Source organism: Halonotius pteroides, from assembly GCF_003605635.1.
Lineage (GTDB): Archaea > Halobacteriota > Halobacteria > Halobacteriales > Haloferacaceae > Halonotius > Halonotius pteroides.
The window spans coordinates 23,910-40,266 of the sequence record NZ_QMDW01000005.1; the positions used below are offsets into that span (position 1 = coordinate 23,910).

9 protein-coding genes are annotated in these 16,357 nt (G+C 57.5%); 5 read left to right on the plus strand and 4 right to left on the minus strand.

Going from position 1 to position 16,357, the window contains the following annotated elements; all coding sequences use genetic code 11:
- Window positions 1-4: 4 nt before the first annotated feature.
- The 3 genes from DP106_RS04660 to DP106_RS04670 are packed head-to-tail and all read right to left on the minus strand — an operon-like array spanning window position 5 to window position 1,447.
- A complete protein-coding gene (locus tag DP106_RS04660) occupies window positions 5-568 on the minus strand; it encodes a transposase (RefSeq protein ID WP_120083740.1) in 564 nt (187 codons plus the stop codon).
- Window positions 565-1,074 (minus strand): winged helix-turn-helix domain-containing protein, encoded by a 510-nt coding sequence (locus tag DP106_RS04665; RefSeq protein ID WP_120083742.1) that lies wholly within the window; start codon window positions 1,072-1,074, stop codon window positions 565-567. Before DP106_RS04665 ends, DP106_RS04660 begins: the two co-directional genes overlap by 4 nt.
- Window positions 1,075-1,102: 28 nt before the next feature.
- Window positions 1,103-1,447, minus strand: a complete 345-nt coding sequence (locus DP106_RS04670; protein ID WP_120083743.1) for a hypothetical protein — start codon at window positions 1,445-1,447, stop codon at window positions 1,103-1,105.
- A 430-nt stretch (window positions 1,448-1,877) separates the two neighbouring features.
- On the opposite strand from DP106_RS04670, the gene DP106_RS16520 reads away from it, so the two are divergent.
- The 4 genes from DP106_RS16520 to DP106_RS04690 all read left to right on the plus strand — a co-directional run bounded on the left by DP106_RS16520 (window position 1,878) and on the right by DP106_RS04690 (window position 13,388).
- A complete protein-coding gene (locus DP106_RS16520) occupies window positions 1,878-2,279 on the plus strand; it encodes a hypothetical protein (RefSeq protein WP_120083857.1) in 402 nt (133 codons plus the stop codon).
- 673 nt (window positions 2,280-2,952) lie between these two features.
- Window positions 2,953-9,813: a GLUG motif-containing protein gene (locus tag DP106_RS04680; RefSeq protein ID WP_133305096.1), complete on the plus strand. Its 6,861-nt coding sequence runs from the start codon at window positions 2,953-2,955 to the stop codon at window positions 9,811-9,813.
- A gap of 83 nt (window positions 9,814-9,896) precedes the next feature.
- Entirely contained in the window at window positions 9,897-11,666 is a 1,770-nt protein-coding gene (locus DP106_RS04685) for a sensor histidine kinase (protein ID WP_120083747.1), read from the plus strand.
- A gap of 126 nt (window positions 11,667-11,792) precedes the next feature.
- Window positions 11,793-13,388: a helix-turn-helix domain-containing protein gene (locus tag DP106_RS04690; protein ID WP_120083748.1), complete on the plus strand. Its 1,596-nt coding sequence runs from the start codon at window positions 11,793-11,795 to the stop codon at window positions 13,386-13,388.
- 411 nt (window positions 13,389-13,799) lie between these two features.
- Here the strand turns inward: DP106_RS04690 and DP106_RS04695 are convergent, their stop codons facing one another.
- Window positions 13,800-14,762 (minus strand): transcription initiation factor IIB, encoded by a 963-nt coding sequence (locus tag DP106_RS04695; RefSeq protein ID WP_120083750.1) that lies wholly within the window; start codon window positions 14,760-14,762, stop codon window positions 13,800-13,802.
- 138 nt (window positions 14,763-14,900) lie between these two features.
- On the opposite strand from DP106_RS04695, the gene sufB reads away from it, so the two are divergent.
- Window positions 14,901-16,331, plus strand: a complete 1,431-nt coding sequence (gene sufB, locus DP106_RS04700; RefSeq protein WP_120083751.1) for a Fe-S cluster assembly protein SufB — start codon at window positions 14,901-14,903, stop codon at window positions 16,329-16,331.
- The last annotated feature ends 26 nt before the right edge of the window (window positions 16,332-16,357 follow it).

A 16,357-nucleotide genomic window follows, 5' to 3' on the forward strand; every position in this document is an offset into this window, starting at 1 on the left:
CTGATTAGGACGAATCATTACCAGTTAGATACGGCCAAATATCTGGCTCGCTAACCGCTTTCGCTCCTCGTGGAATATACTCCTCCAGCGTTTCGAGGTCTGGAATCAGCCGGTACTTGAACCATTCTTGCAGTTGATCCCAGCATCCTTCGACAGCGTTCAATTCAGGGAGTTTCGGCGGGAAATACCAGACTTCGAGGTCATCTCCACGTACGCACAAGACCGAACTGTCTCCGACAGTTTCGGTCTCGCGCTCTCCGCTCACATGTTCCCAGAGATCTCTCGCGTAGAAGTAACTCGCCCGATCCAAGAAGACTACTAATTCTTCGCCAAATCGCTCTTTTAGTGCTTCTAACAACCGAATTCCGTGGTGTCGTGTGAGGTTCTCTTCCGTCCAAGTGTAGAAACTCTCACCGTCGTCGGTGACAGCACCAAGTACTGTCACCGAATCCCAAGAGCTGGCTGTCTCTATCGTTGGGTTCGAGCCGATTGGGAACCAACCATTTCGCTGAACAGTACCAACGTGCTTAGTGAACTGATCGACGACAGCAACCGTTTTTTCGCTCAACTCAGGCCGTTTTTTTCGACTGTCCCTTCGAACTCTGCCTTCTCTTCTGGGTCAGCTTCGTGATGACGTGGCCGTGCTGTCCGCAAGGACAGCCCGGCCTTTTCCAACAGCTCGTACGCGTATGCCTTACTGTACTCAACATCGTACTCCTCTTTGACGTAGTGAAGCAGGAGCTTTGGAAACCACGCTTGCTGTTCGTAGCCAAATTCAGTCGGTGGCTGTTGCAATTCTTCGAACAACTGTTCGCGTTCTTCGGCTTCAATCTTAGCTGGCCCTCCCGGCCGAGGAGCATCAAAGGGAGCCTGCTCAAGCGGTTGTTCCTCAAACTGATCGAGCCAGTTACGGATCGTCTTCTCGACAACGCCGTGACGGTCAGCCAGCGTATACAAATAATCGCCCTGCTTGCGCCCAATCGCCGCGAGAACACGTTCTCGCGGCTTCCCTTCGTCTATTTCCTCCTTCAGATCTTGGAGCTCCTCAACTGTGATATCGTCAAGCCTACTCATTACCGTCCATAGTGTGTGGTCTGGTAAATTACTTACCCAAACCGTATGAATTATACGTGCCATCGGCCTCGTGGACATCGTCGAACGCTTCCGGACGATTCTGTCTGTACACACGCCCGGCGAGAGAATCAAGTGGAAGGATAGGTGCATCGCCGATCACCTCTTGTGCCTCAGTTGATTCGGCGATTGGGCGGAGTTCGTTTCCTTCCTCATCGTATTCCCAGATCGCCGAAAGAGGCGCATCAAAATTGAGATCCAACATTCGGACCGCAACGACAGAGACGTCCTCAATAGAACCAGCTTGATTCAGTTCCGAAGACAACTCAAGAAGTCCCGCAGGTGTGTGTTCCGTATACGCGTCTCCATCGCTCATACATCCGATTTTGTTGTTCCGCTGTATTATGTTTTCGATTAGAGAACCATTTCATATCGGCCCCAATAGAATTAGTTCGATAGATATAGGGTACAACTATTCAGCCTTGAGAATCAATCGTAATAACAAGATGTCGACGGAAGCAGTTGAGGTCCTCGGGCGGAAATACAGCGTTGATATACTGCGGGCGGCAAGGGAACCGCGATCAGTTAGCTGGCTGAGTCAAGAGCTAGATATTCCGATTGCCACCTGTTACAGACGTGTGAAGGAACTCTCTGAGAATATGTATTTAGAAGAGGTCACTGCCGACGAGAGCAGGGATAGAACACAGTACTGTCGAACAGCGGATAGTATTGAGGTCAACTTCGCATCTGATCTATTACTTACTGACTCACGATCTGGACATACTCGAGAACTACCAAGGAATACTATACCGTTAGATTCCGTTACGCTCAATGAGTTCTCCCAAACGATTGATATTGTCGAAGCTTACTTTGGGAGTTTGATCGACGATGTTGCTGTTCATGCACCCATTTCACGCCGGCAGCTTGTGGCGGTGCTGGCACGAGCCCAGCTCTCGGGTAGCCAACTCGCCAGCGGGAGACTCACTGATAACGGCGAAATCATTCATCAGTCGGACGACGAGACACTCTTTTGGCTTGACGGTGATTTCTGGAAGAATTTGGGCGGGGTCCACTGCTTGAACGCAGACGAGGGACGAACGGCCAGAGAAGTCCATCGCCGACTCATCGAGGCTATCGGCGGCGGTGTCGCCGACTACAATCGCGAGCGCGATCCGTTTATTCTCATTAACGGAACTCCTGGCTGTTGACTTCGATATATCTGCTCTGTCTAATCGGACAGGACAGACCATCGATCGGGCATAACTGTCCTCACTTCTGGGCGGAGTGGTTGCCGACACTCCGCGGCAAGGGTTGTCGCCGGCGATAGATCAATTCTCACTCAACGCAGTACGCACCCACGCCATTTGCATTCTGGGAGGGTCTTATACACACTGTCATTCATCACTCGTCTGCTGTAATTGATTCGCTTCGTAGCGTTTTGAGACACAAAGATCATCGCGGCAGTGGTGAGATGCAGCCGACGTATCTGCAGCCGACGTATCTGTACGCACGCTACCGTTCGCGAATGACGCGAATGACGTGAACCGCCCTGGGGTCAGCCTCCGAGGCACCTGGCTTGCTCCACCTGTCGAATGGAGTTCGGGTCCGGTAGCTCGGCATACCACCGAGTGCTGGTATCCTGCCTTTACCCCCGCATCCACATCAACCCCGTATGAGTGCCTACGGACGCAGTCTTTCGGCACGCCGGATCGGGAGTGGCGTCGGATCGACAACGAGTCGACCTCCCATCGACGTGCTGACGGCAGGGAACCGGGCGGCGAACTCTCGATACGGGGGAATATCCTCTACAGTGGGTGCGTCTCCGCATCGACACGGAGAACGTGTCCTCGGTGGTCGAACGACTCGGGAGGGTGAGTCGGCGTGAGACGCTCGCTGGTGTGGCTCGCTGTCGTCCTCGTCGCCGTCGTGGGCCTCACGAGCAGTGGACTCGTGGGTGTCGCGGCGGCACAGGACACGGCACCGACGTGTTCCGCGGTGTCGTTTTCTGGCGGTAACGGTAGCGCAGACGATCCCTACGAGATCGAGAACGTGAGCCAGTTGCAGTGTATCGAGAAAGATCTCGATGCACACTACGAACTCGTCTCCGACGTCGATGCCTCGGCGACGAGCGGGTGGAACGACGAGAAGGGATTTGAGCCGATCGGTAGCTGCACCGAAGTGGGTGAGGCGGATCCGTGGGAGGAATGTTCTGGCCAGCAATTCACCGGGACGTTCGACGGTAACAGTCACACCGTGTCCGGGCTCACAATTGACCGCCCTGATACGAACGGAGTGGGGCTGTTTGCCGCTGCTGACGAAGCACGGTTCACAAACCTGCGGCTCGCGTCAGTGAACATCACTGGTGGCGAGAATACCGGCGGATTGGCCGGACAGCTAGTATCCGATAAAATCAATACCAAGGATGGATTCGTCGGGAACGTCTCGGTCAACGGGATCGTAACCGGCGAACTCGATACGGCCGGTGTCGTGGGGCACGGGCTTGACATCACCCTCGAGGACCAGATCGTGTTCATCGGCACAGTCGTTGGCTCCGACGAGGTCGGTGGAATCCTCGGTCGCTCGTCGGAGGCGACGGCGGTGAGCACGAGTTACGTCAGAGCGACGGTGGAAGCGAAAGGAGATGAGCTAGGACGGGTGTACGGAGATGAAGCCGTTGCTGGGGGTCTCGTCGGAAACAGTGGTAATCCATCCGACTTCACGAACGTCTACACTGTTGGGTCTGTCAGTGGAGACGTGGCCGGTTCGATCGTTGGAGGCGGGAACGCCCCCTCAAAGTTCGAAGACGTGTACTGGGACACCGACAAGGGTCCAAACGATGCCGTCGGGGGATACGAACCTGATGGTGTCGTTACCCCACTATCCACAGCCGAGATGCAGGGCGTCACCGCCGAGGAGAATATGGATTTCGACTGGGCTGGAACGTGGCAGAGCGTCGCCGGCGACTATCCGGTGTTTCAGTGGGAAGCCGCTGCCGTCGGAGAGTCGTCGATCGCCGGTATCGATGCAACGGACGTGACTGCGGTAGTAAATGAGACCGGCGGAGTGACCGTCGTCGCTACCGACGAGTTCGGTAACCGCCTCGAGTCGATGTCCATCTCTGTCGACGCCACAGACGGACTCTCTGGGATCGCCACTGACGACACGGAAACGACCGATTCGAACGGTCAAGCTACGTTTACGTTCACCGAGGAAACGGCTGGGACCTACGATCTAACCTTTTCAGCGGACGAATCGATAACCGATACTGCGACAGTGACCATTCGGGAAGGGGTCAATTGCGCAGTGGTAGAGTACAGCGGTGACGGGTCCACTGATGATCCATACGAAATCGACTCGCTGGCGAAACTCCAGTGCATCAACCAAGATCTTGATGCGCACTACGAACTCGTCTCCGACGTCGACGCCTCGGCGACGAGCGGGTGGAACGATGAGAAGGGGTTCGAGCCGATCGGGAACTCCAGCCAGCCGTTCACCGGCACGTTCGACGGAAACGACTCGACGATTTCGGAGCTCGTAATCGACCGACCGCAGACGGAAGGTATTGGCCTCTTCGGTCACGTCGGCACCGATGGGGAGGTACGAAACGCCACGTTGGAAGCGGCGGAAGTCACCGGGGGAGATGAGGTCGGCGTCGTAGTCGGAGACAGTGCCGGATCGGTGACGAACGTGACGGCCTCTGGGAACGTCACTGGTGACGAGTACGTTGGCGGGGTGGTCGGATACGCGGATAGTGGCGTTATATCCGACTCGCATGGCTCTGTAACCGTGAACGCGACCAACTCTGTCGGTGGATTGGTCGGACAGGGGTGGTCCAACGCTGCGATACGAGAGTCTGTTGCGACCGGATCAGTGAATGCATCGGGATCTTGGGCCGGTGGACTCGTTGGCGATATCTACGGTGACAGTAGTATCAAGAACTCCATGGCGAGCGGCAACGTCACTGGTTCTGGTGACGTTGGCGGATTGATCGGCTACAGTGAGGGAGTCGTGACGAACGCGACTGCTGCCGGGACTGTCTCAGGTTCCGATAATGATGTCGGTGGGCTGATCGGGTATACTGCCAGTGGGGAACTGGCGAATGTAACTGCGTTCGGGGACGTCTCGGGCGAAGCTAATGATGTCGGCGGGCTAGTTGGTGATAACTCAGTCACAGTTACAAACGCTACGGCGTCTGGAAACGTTTCAGGAGAATATGATGAAATCGGTGGCCTAGTCGGTAATAATTCTGGATTGGTAACGAATGTAGCTGCTTCCGGAACTGTCACTGGCGACGATGAAGTCGGGGGGCTGATCGGTGATGATGATGCATCGGTAGTGCGGAATGCAACTGCCTCTGGGAACGTCACTGGTGACACTGAAGCCGGTGGGTTGATCGGTGTGAGTTCTGGAACGGTGAGAGACGTCACGGCGTCTGGGAGTGTCACTGGTACCACTGATGTCGGCGGGCTGATCGGTGATAGTTCCGAATCGGTAGTGCAGAATGCAACCGCCTCTGGCAATGTCACTGGTGACGAAGAAGCAGTCGGTGGACTAATCGGTGACGTAGACGAGGGGGGGAAGATCCTCAACTCGTACGCAACCGGTGATGTTTCCAGTAGCGCGAGTTGGGCAGTTGTCGGCGGGCTCGTTGGCGACAGCTCTGGCGAGAGAATCGCTGATTCGTTTGCAACTGGCAACGTCACGACCGATGGTGAAAACGTCGGCGGACTGGTCGGTATCCATCGTAGCGGAAACATCACGAACGTGACTTCGTCCGGAGCCGTCTCGGGCACGAGTAACGTCGGGGGACTCATAGGAAAAGTTGCATACAGTCCAGACACGGTCATTCGCAATGCCTCCGCAACGGGCAACGTGACTGCCAGTGGCACGAAAATCGGAGGATTCGTCGGGCTCAGCGCGAGCGGAAGCGGCACCGTCATCGACTCAGTTGCCCGCGGCGATGTGAACGTAACAGAAGGGTATTCACGTTCTACAGCCCTCGCGGGGGGATTCATCGGCAAGAACCAGTTCACCACGCTGACCAACGTCAGTGCAAGTGGTGACGTTTATGTGCCTGATGCAAACCGCGTCGGTGGGCTCATCGGCGAAAACAATGGAGAGAGTCTCACCGATGCTATCGCACGTGGTAATGTTAGTGGAGAGGGCGACGTTGGTGGGCTTATCGGGCGGGATGTGGGCCGTAGCGAGCTGATTGTTAACGCAACTGCGACGGGTCAGGTCACTGCGACAGGTGATGACGTTGGTGGACTTATCGGCTTCTCTGCGCGTCCAAAAACGTTGGAAAACATACGCGCAACGGGACATGTGACGGGTAATAAAGAAGTCGGTGGGCTCGTTGGTGATGTCCGTAGTGGAATTGAGCTTACCAACGCCACCGCAAGCGGCGACGTCGAGGGAACCCAATACGTCGGCGGCTTGGCCGGTGAACTTTACCAACCGACTATTACTGATGCCACGGCGACTGGGGACGTGACCAGCACCGCTACAGCCGGCAGTAGTTACGCAGGGGGGCTAATCGGAGAAATGCCTGCCGGCACAATCTCCGCCTCCGCCGCTACAGGAAACGTGACTGCCGCTGGGAGCCATGTTGGCGGGCTGGTCGGTTTGCTACAAGACTCGGAGTTCTCCGATGAGCCAGCACAGATCAACGAGTCCTACGCGACCGGTGACGTCACTGGCAACCAATCCGTGGGCGGACTCGCAGGTAAAGCAATACGGACCAACATCACGAACGCCTACGCGACCGGGAGCGTCGACGGCAATGCATCGCTCGGTGGCCTCGTTGGGAACGTTTCCGGCGGTAACGTCACCCTCTCGTACGCGGTCGGTGCTGTCGCCGACGAACCTGCTGCTGGCGGTCTGATCGGCACAGTCCACAACTCGCCAACGGTGCAAAACACGTACTGGGACAACCAGACCACCGAGCGGACCTCTTCGGCTGGCGCTGGAGCGCAATCGCTTCTCACTGTCGGGTTGAAGGGCGACAATGCGAAGACAAACGCGACCGGCTTCGACTTCCAGAACACGTGGGATATCCGCAGTGGGGCGGCAGTTTCCTACCCGTATCTGCGGAACAACACCCAATCGCCGCCACCGGGGCTTGAGAGTCCGTTTGCTGGCGGCACTGGATCTGAATCGTCTCCGTTCGAGATCAAAAACTGGTATCATCTTGACAACGTAAGTCGGCTCCCGGGTGCGAACTACACGCTTGTTGCCGATCTTGATTCGAATACGACAGGCTACGACGAGGTGGCTAATGCGAGTGCGAACGACGAGAAGGGGTTCGAGCCGATCGGAAGCAGCGAGCAGCGATTTGTCGGAACGTTCGACGGACGCAACCGAACTATCTCGAACTTATATATAAATAGGAACTTAAATTATGTTGGACTATTCTCTTATGTTGGCGAAGGCGGAGACATATATAATCTTACAGTTGTAGACGTGAACATCACCGCAGAGCTCCATGTCGGCGGAGTTGCCGGGACTAACGGCGGCACACTTCGTAACATCTCGGTAGGTGGAACAGTCAGGTCCACCTCTGAGGGGTATTCAAACAGTGGTGGTCTTGTCGGTGAGAACACGGGTACGGTCAGAAGAGCGACCGCTGACGTGACAACTAGTGGTACAAAGACCGTCGGCGGTCTCGTTGGAATTAACGGTGGTACGATCAAGTACTCGAGTGCGAACGGAAACGTATCTGGTTCCCAATCCGTCGGTGGACTCGTCGGTGTCAATTTTGCGAGAGGAAAGACCGCTACTATCGAACAGTCCTCTGTGAGTGGCGATGTAACAGGGGACGAGTTCGTGGGAGGGCTCGCTGGCCAAAATTTCAATAGCGTATTAAATACCTCTTCGGCAAACGGAACGGTAACTGGCGATAGCTATGTCGGGGGCCTCGCCGGAGTCGCTGTTGGCGGGCAAATAACCGACGCAAGCGCCAATGCGACCGTTGAGGGTACCACGTCCGTGGGCGGCTTGGTCGGAACGACCCGCAACGAGACGGTCGTCCACAGCTACGCGGTCGGCAACGTCACCGGCGACACGGCCGTCGGCGGACTCGTCGGCAATCACACCGGAGCGAACGCCAACGTAACCGAGGCGTATGCCGCCGGGACAGTCTCCGGGGGAACCGATGTCGGCGGTCTGATAGGCACGACGCAGGCGTCGCCGACGGTCGAGAGCGCCTACTGGGACACCGAGACGACGGCCCAATCGTCCTCGGAGGCCGGCACCGGTCTCAACACCAGCCAACTCAAGGCCAACGAGAGTCTGGCCGGCTTCGACTTCCAGCACACGTGGGATGTCGTGGACAACGAGACCCACAGCTCCTACCCGTATCTGCGGAACAACACCCAATCGCCGCCACCGGGAATACACGAGCTTGCTCCCACACCCGGGGCGGGCGGCGATGGCAACGACGATCGCGACAGCGGTCAAAGCAACGAGGAAAGCAGCGACAGTAATGACAACAGCGGCAACGGCGCCAGTACCAGCGGTGGTAGTGATAGCGACGATGGCGACAACGGTCGTCCGAGCGTGAGCGTCCGCTCGATGGCACAACCCGACGCCGCGGGAGCGCAGGACGGTGAGTCCGATGTGGCCCCGACTTCGACCACCGGGTTCGTCGTCTCGATGCGGAACGTCGACGCTGGCGAGCAGATTGCCGTCGACTTCACCGAACAGCGCCGACCGACGGCTAGCCAACCCACAGACGAGGAGGCGCCGTCGACGGAGAACGAGGAGACACCATCTGGGGAGTCGGCGCCCCGCAACGTCCAATCAGACGGCCTCGTGCTCACCGTCAGCGAGGAGGGCGACTACGAACTTACCGTGACCGCACGCGACGTCGATGTCTTCGCCACGGCCGCCGAATCGAGTGATGGCGACGCCGAGCCTTCCGACGGAGAGGACACGGATCGTGGCGAGGGCGAGTCATCCGGCGAGGTGGACCTCTCGACGGACGCCTTCGACGAAGAGAGCACACGGTTCGTCGAGGCGACTTCCGCTCGACCCGTCGGCTTTATCACCGTCGAACACACCTTCGATTCGGACGACCTCGAGACGGCGACACACCGGTTCCGTGTTCGCAAGAGCTACTTGGCGGCCACTGGCGCGACCGCCGAGAGTGTCGCCCTGTACCGCGAGGAGCCGGAGGGCTACCGCGCGCTGTCGACACGGCGCGTTGGCGAAGACGACGCGTACTACTACTTCGAGGCGGACACGCCGGGCTTCTCGACGTTCGTGATCGGCACAGAGGCCCCGATATTCGACCTCGGAGGGCCAACGCTCGAGCAAGCCGATGTGGAGACCGGTGTGATCGACGCGAGCGTCCCGGTCGAGAACATCGGGACCGAGCCGGGGACGTACACGGTTCGACTGCGCGGTGACGGTGTCGTCCTCGCAGAGACCGAGGTGTCGGTGCCGGCGGGTGAGACCGTCGAGGCAACCGTGCGAGCGACCGTCCCCGACGCCGATGGGCTGGCGCTTACCGTCGCAGGAGAATCGTTGGGAGAGTTCACCGTCGAAGACAGCGATGCCGATGGGTCCGAACGCACGACAGACGCGGGAGTACAATCGACCGCGGACGCCGAAGATGCCACCGATGAGCCCTCCGACACAGCCGACGGATCGGCCCCTGGTGGACGATTCCTCGTCCTACTGGTAGCTGCTGTGCTGGTCGTGGTCGCCGTGTGGGCACTGCGGCGAAGGGACGAGCCGTGAGCCCTCCGGGGGGCATGCCCTAAGACGCTGACCGGCACAATCGAACTGAAATTATATAATATCTCTACTGCGTTTCGTCTTGTATGATCAGCGAGGTTCAAGCAGTCCTCCTCGTTCTCATCGTGAATCTCTTCGCGTACGTGGCCGTCACCCTCGTGGCGTGGTGGAATCGCCACAAGCCCGGCGTCTGGTACTTCGTGTTCGGAGCTGTCTTTATGATCCTCTTTTCACTGTCGGATATCGCCGTCCTCACCACACGCAGCGTCGCACTCATCGAACGGATACAGGTACTCACGACAGGGCTCGCCCCGGCAGCAACGGCGACCTGGGTGTTGTTCGTTCTCGGATATCTCGGCTATCTCGCGGACGTCTCGCGGTGGCAGCAAGCGGCGGTGATGGGGGGAATAGTCGGGCTCCCACTGCTATTGGCGGCTATTCCGGGCATATACGTCGAGCCGAGCGTCGCACCGCTTTGGGGGACGCCGAGTTCGAGCCCGCGTTTCGACGCGGTCGGCTCGGTCGTTCTGCTATCGACACTCGCTGCGTTGTTGATGGGGAGTCTCCTCTTATTTCGAGCCGCACTCGCCCAGCGCGTCGTCAAAGTGCGAACCGCAGCCGTGCTCGCCGTTCCCGCGCTGGTGTTTTTCCTCGCTGCGACGGTCGGCATCGTCGGCATTGTCCCCCGAACACTTCCGTTGCCACGAGTCGTCGGACCGTTCGCCGCTGCGGCCTATTTGTATTTTTTCGCGGTCGCAGAAGGGTTCAGCGTGCTGCCCGCAACAGGGAACCTCGGAGTCGATCAGGCCTTCGACCAACTGGACGCCGGTGTCGTCGTCGTCGAGGACGATACCATCATCCGCTGTAATCCGACTGCTACGGAGTATCTCGGTCTTGAGCGTCCAAACGTAGCCACAGGTGAATCAGCGGCGGCTGTTCTTGACGAGTTCGTAGGCCGCCCAATCGACGACCCGGTGGTCACCGTCAAGCAAAACGATCGCGTCTACGAGGTCACCCGCTCACAGATCCACTCCAGCGGGGTTGTACTGTTAATCCAAGACGTGACGACCCGGCGGGAGCGGCTGGAATTACAGCGGCAGAACGAACAGCTCGAACGGCTCGCCCACATTGTCTCACACGACTTTCAAACGCCGCTATCGACCGCGAATAAACTGACAACGCTACTCCGTCTCGATGAGGGCGTATCCGGCACAGAAGCCGCCCAAACCATTGACGATCTGGAGGCGGTCCACGACCGTCTGACCACCTTTGCCGACCAGTTACCGACGCTGGCACGCGAGAGTGCATCGATCGGCGACCCCACAGACTGCGAGCTGGCAGACGTCGCGGCGTCGGCGTGGGACGTTGTCGAAACCGGACCATTGAAACTCGACATCGTGTCGTCGCGCCAGCTCATCGGTGACGACACCCGTCTCGAACAGGCCTTTCAGAATCTCTTCGAGAACGTCGTTATGCACGGTAACGTCCCTACCGAGTGGCCAAGGAATCGACCGGACTCGTCGACTGCGTCTGCTACGCCGCCGACCGACGTCTCGAACGCAGTCCAGCGTGAAACAAGCGCGTCGACGGTCACTGTCGGACGAACGGAATCGGGGTTCTACGTTGCCGACGACGGGCCGGGATTCGTTGCGACACAAGATGCGAAAATCTTCGACTACGGTATGAGTACCGGCTCCGGGTCGGGGCTCGGACTTGCGATCGTCCGCACCATCTTCGAGGCCCACGGCTGGGAGATCTCCGCGACCGAGAGTGCGAGTGGTGGGGCCCGATTCGACGTCCACATCGAAACAGGACCACCCGAAATCGAGACCGAAAATGTACATGTTAGTGGCTGAGCGGTGTCACATACCAGCGCTTGAAGGTATACAGCTTATATTCACGTCTATGATACAACCGAAACAAGAGCCGTGAACGGACGAACCGATGGGCGAGATGTAGCAACTGAGCCACTACTCGGCCCTATGCCGGTACTTCTCGTGGACGACGACCCGCAGTGGGCCCGAGCGACGGCTCGATTGCTCGAGACCACCGAGCCGAAGCTAGAGGTGACAATCGCGAATAGTCTCACAGCCGGACGCGAGGTGCTCGATGCGGAACCATGGCGCTGCATCATCTGTGATTATCAGCTGGGCGATGGGACTGGCTTCGATTTGCTGGAGGACGTCCAAGAGGAGACGCAGGACTGCCCGTTCCTCCTCGTTACAGGCAGGGGTGACGAACAGATTGCGAGTCAGGCGATCAGTCGGGGTGTCACCGACTATATCATCAAGAATCACGACGACAGCGAGGCAACGCTGATTGGCAACCGGGTGCGGAACGCCATCGCCTCCGCTAACTTCCAGCGGCAGTTGAGCCGGGAGTACCAGAGCAAGACGGCGATACTGGATCTGCTCCGCTCTACGACGCTGTCTGAGGGGCTTTTGGGACAGTTCTGTCGGATTCTGGTCGAGGAGAATCAGTATACCGGCGCGTGGATCGGCGCAGTTGACACGGATTCGGAACGTGCGGTCGTTCCACGAGCAGTCACAGGGTGTCAGGCGTATCTCGAGGCAGTAACTGGTTCGGCGGGCATTCGATCGGATAGTGCTGATCCAGCAACGCAAGTCCTCTCTCGGGACGAACCGGTTGTCGTTTCTGTGCCCGAGAGCCAAGACAGCGAGGGAGTCCCCACAGCGTACAAACTCGTCTCCGAGCGCTGGGCCGAACTCGCGCGTGAGCATGGATTTACTACTGCCGCTGCCCTCCCGATAACCTACGACGACGTTCGAATCGGAACGCTTTGTGTGTATCTCACCCCAAACGATCCGCCGTTAACCGGACGCCGCTGGAAAACGCTCACCGAGTACGCAGACGTAATCGGCCACGCACAACACAACGAGGAATTGGCACAGTCACTGCTCGGCGACCCCAGCCAGTGGGTAGAACTCGAGATAACCGATCCGTCACTTCCTCTAGCCGAGCTCACGTCTACCCTCGGTGGCTCCACCTGCGCTCGTGTGCTCTCGACGCGCAGACAAGACGATGGAACCCTGCAGTACCTGACGATGATTGCAGATAGCTCGATTGAGGAAATTGAGGCGGCTGCTGAGGAATCGGGCACGTTCGAGCTGAAGTCGCCAGTCGAAACCGCAGCTGGTATTCGCTGTGACGTCTACAGCGCCGTCTTCCCGCCCGAAGCTACGCTGGTGATTCATTCGGCAAGAGTCGAGGAGATTACCGCGACCAACGGGACGGTCCACCTCATATCAGCAGTGCCTGACCACGCTACTGCGACCACGATCATTGACACGCTGAAAGAACAGTTCGAGACCGTCACGATGACCGCGTTGTGGAACACTGAGAGAGAATCACCCGAGGAGCTATCGTCCCCGCTCGCCTCCCTCACTGACAAACAGGAATCTGTCCTCCGCCAAGCGTACTTCCGTGGGTACTTCGAGCGGCCCCGCCAGGTGTCCGCGTCCGAATTAGCCCAGACGCTCGGTATCGCTCGTGCAACGATGACACAACACCTCCGGGCTGCACAACAGAAGGTCTTCGACGAACTACTAGACGAGTAATGGGCTGCGCATACGAGGCTAAACAGGGCAGATTTTCACAACAGATTTCATATCTGCTCTATTTTCGCACCGTGTCTGTAATCTTCTATTTCATCTGCTATCGTTTCGGGTATGGAGATGTCCGCATTGGTTGGTCGGACAATATGCCCTTCAACGTGTAGCGCAGTAAGCTTGCAACCATCTTCGTTATCCACACACTGATAGAGGTAGTGCCGACATCGCTGGTCAATCGCCAATACAATCAGTTCCGTAATCGATCGTTCTGTAGCCGCATTAGAACCCACTATCGACAGCTCGCCCGCTGGACTAACACAGTATGAGTCACATTTCGGACAGCGGCCTAAATGTACCTTTTTCCCAATATACCAGTAACTGTGCCCGCAGGCATAGCACTGGATATCTCCAGAATCTTCACCCATTTTGACGCTCTTCGTAGGCGTTGAGGACCTCACGATACCGGTTCCGAATAGTGACCTTACTGACGTCAGCAACCTCGGACACATCGTCTTGAGTGATATTTTCACCACAGAGCTTCCCCGCCGCATAGACGGCACTCGCAGCAATACCGACTGGGCTTTTGCCACTGTGGACACCATGAGCCGTGGCCGCTTCGATCAGTTGGCGGGCTTGTCGCGTCGTGTCATCGCTACAATCCAGTTCGGAGACGATACGACCAACGTATTCTATTGGATCCGTCGGCGGAATCTGTACGTCGAGTTCCCGAACGACGTATTTGTAGGTGCGTTTGATCTCCAGCGAGTCGACACGGCTGACGACAGCGATTTCGTCAATCGTCCGCGCAACTCCATCAAGCCGTGCCGCGGCATACAGAACCGCGGTTGCAACCCCCTCGATCGAACGCCCTGGGAGGAGACCTTCCTCTAACGCGCGTCGGTACATCACGCTTGCACTCTCGCGTGTCGGCTTGTGTACCCCCAACGCAGAGGCCATCCGCTCAATCTCGCCGAGTGCATGCTTGAGGTTGCGCTCTTTCGAATCCCGTGTTCGGAAGCGTTCGTTCCACGTCCGTAGTCGCTGGAGTCGCTGGCGCTTTCGTGGCGACACTAGATTTCCGTATGTATCTTTATTCTGCCAGCCAATATTGGTCGAAAGCCCTTTATTGTGCATCATTTGTGTCGTCGGCGCGCCAACGCGTGATTTCGCCGCCTTTTCAGCCGAATCGAAGGCCCGCCACTCCGGACCGCGGTCGATACGTTGCTCATCAAGGACCAATCCGCAGGCAGTACACGCCTTCTCACCCGTGTCACCCTCTGCAAGTACTTCTTCACCACACTCAGGGCATCGCTGCTCCTGTGCTTGCTCTGTTTTTGACTCTGAGGGTGGGGCAGTCGTCTCGCGAGTCCGGTGGTTCATACCTCCCGTTTTATTTCACCAACAGTAAACTTTTGTGACCACAAATAGTTCCTATAGACTATGTAAGAAACCTATTGTAGTTACAAATTGTAGTTTAGGGACCCTAGCTTTATTCTCTCATACTACAAACCTCGATTGATGAGTTCCGATCAAGAGCACCTCCGCGAGACCGACACTGAAGACCGATTCGATTTCAAAAAAGAGGAAGCAGCTGCGTTCAAGGCCGACCAGGGACTGACAGAGGAGACGATACGGCTCATTTCTGAGGATAAAGACGAGCCTGAGTGGATGTTGAAGCGACGACTACGTGCGTTGAACCTCTGGCAAGAGATGCCGATGCCGGCTGATTGGCCGGGACAGCCTGACCTCTCCGAGGTCGATGTCAATGAAATCGTGCCGTACATCCGCCCCGACGTCGACGTCCGCGCCGGCGTCGACGACTGGGAAGAGTTGCCCGAGGACATCAAGGATACATTCGACAAGCTCGGTATCCCGGAAGCCGAAAAGAATGCGCTCTCCGGCGTAGGCGCCCAGTACGAGTCCGAGGTCGTCTACCAGAACATGCAGGAGCGCTGGGAAGAGAAGGGCGTCATCTTCTGTAACATGGATGAGGCTGTTCAGGAACACGAAGAAATCGTCAAGGAGTACTTTATGACCAAGTGCGTGCCGCCGAGCGACAACAAGTTCGCGGCGCTACACGGTGCTATCTGGTCCGGCGGTTCGTTCGTCTACGTTCCCGAAGATGTTACGGTCGAGATGCCCGTCCAGGCGTATTTCCGGATGAATTCAGAGGGGATGGGGCAGTTCGAACACACGCTCATCATCGCGGAGCCAAACTCTGAGGTTCACTATATCGAGGGCTGCTCGGCCCCGAAGTACTCGGCGTTCAATCTGCACTCGGGTGGAGTCGAGGTGATCGTGAAGGAGAACGCGCACGTCCAGTACTCGACGGTACAAAACTGGTCAAAGAACACCTACAACCTCAACACAAAGCGTGCGATCGCTGAGAAAGATGCGACCATGGAGTGGATTTCCGGGTCAATGGGCTCGAAGGCAACGATGCTATATCCATCGACGATTCTGAAGGGTCCGGGCGCGACCGATAACCACATTACTATCGCGTTCGCCGGTGAGGGCCAGAACATCGACACCGGCGCTAAGGTGTACCACAACGCGCCGAAAACGAAATCGACCATCGAGTCGAAGTCGATCTCGAAAGACGGCGGCCGCACCAACTACCGTGGGCTGGTCCATATCGCCGACGGCGCGGAGAACTCCTCAACGTCGGTTGAGTGTGACGCGCTGATGTTCGACAACGAGTCGACGTCCGACACGATGCCGTACATGGAGATCAACGAGTCGACGGTAGACGTCGCTCACGAGGCGACCGTCGGCAAAATCGGCGACGAGGACGTCTTCTACCTCCAGTCGCGCGGACTGGACGACGACGACGCCAAACAGATGATCGTCTCGGGCTTCATCGAGCCTATCACCGAAGAGTTGCCAATCGAGTACGCGGTTGAACTCAACCGACTCGTCGAACTCGAGATGGAGGGCTCGCTCGGATAGTAGTTCGTCTGGACTACGCCACTCTT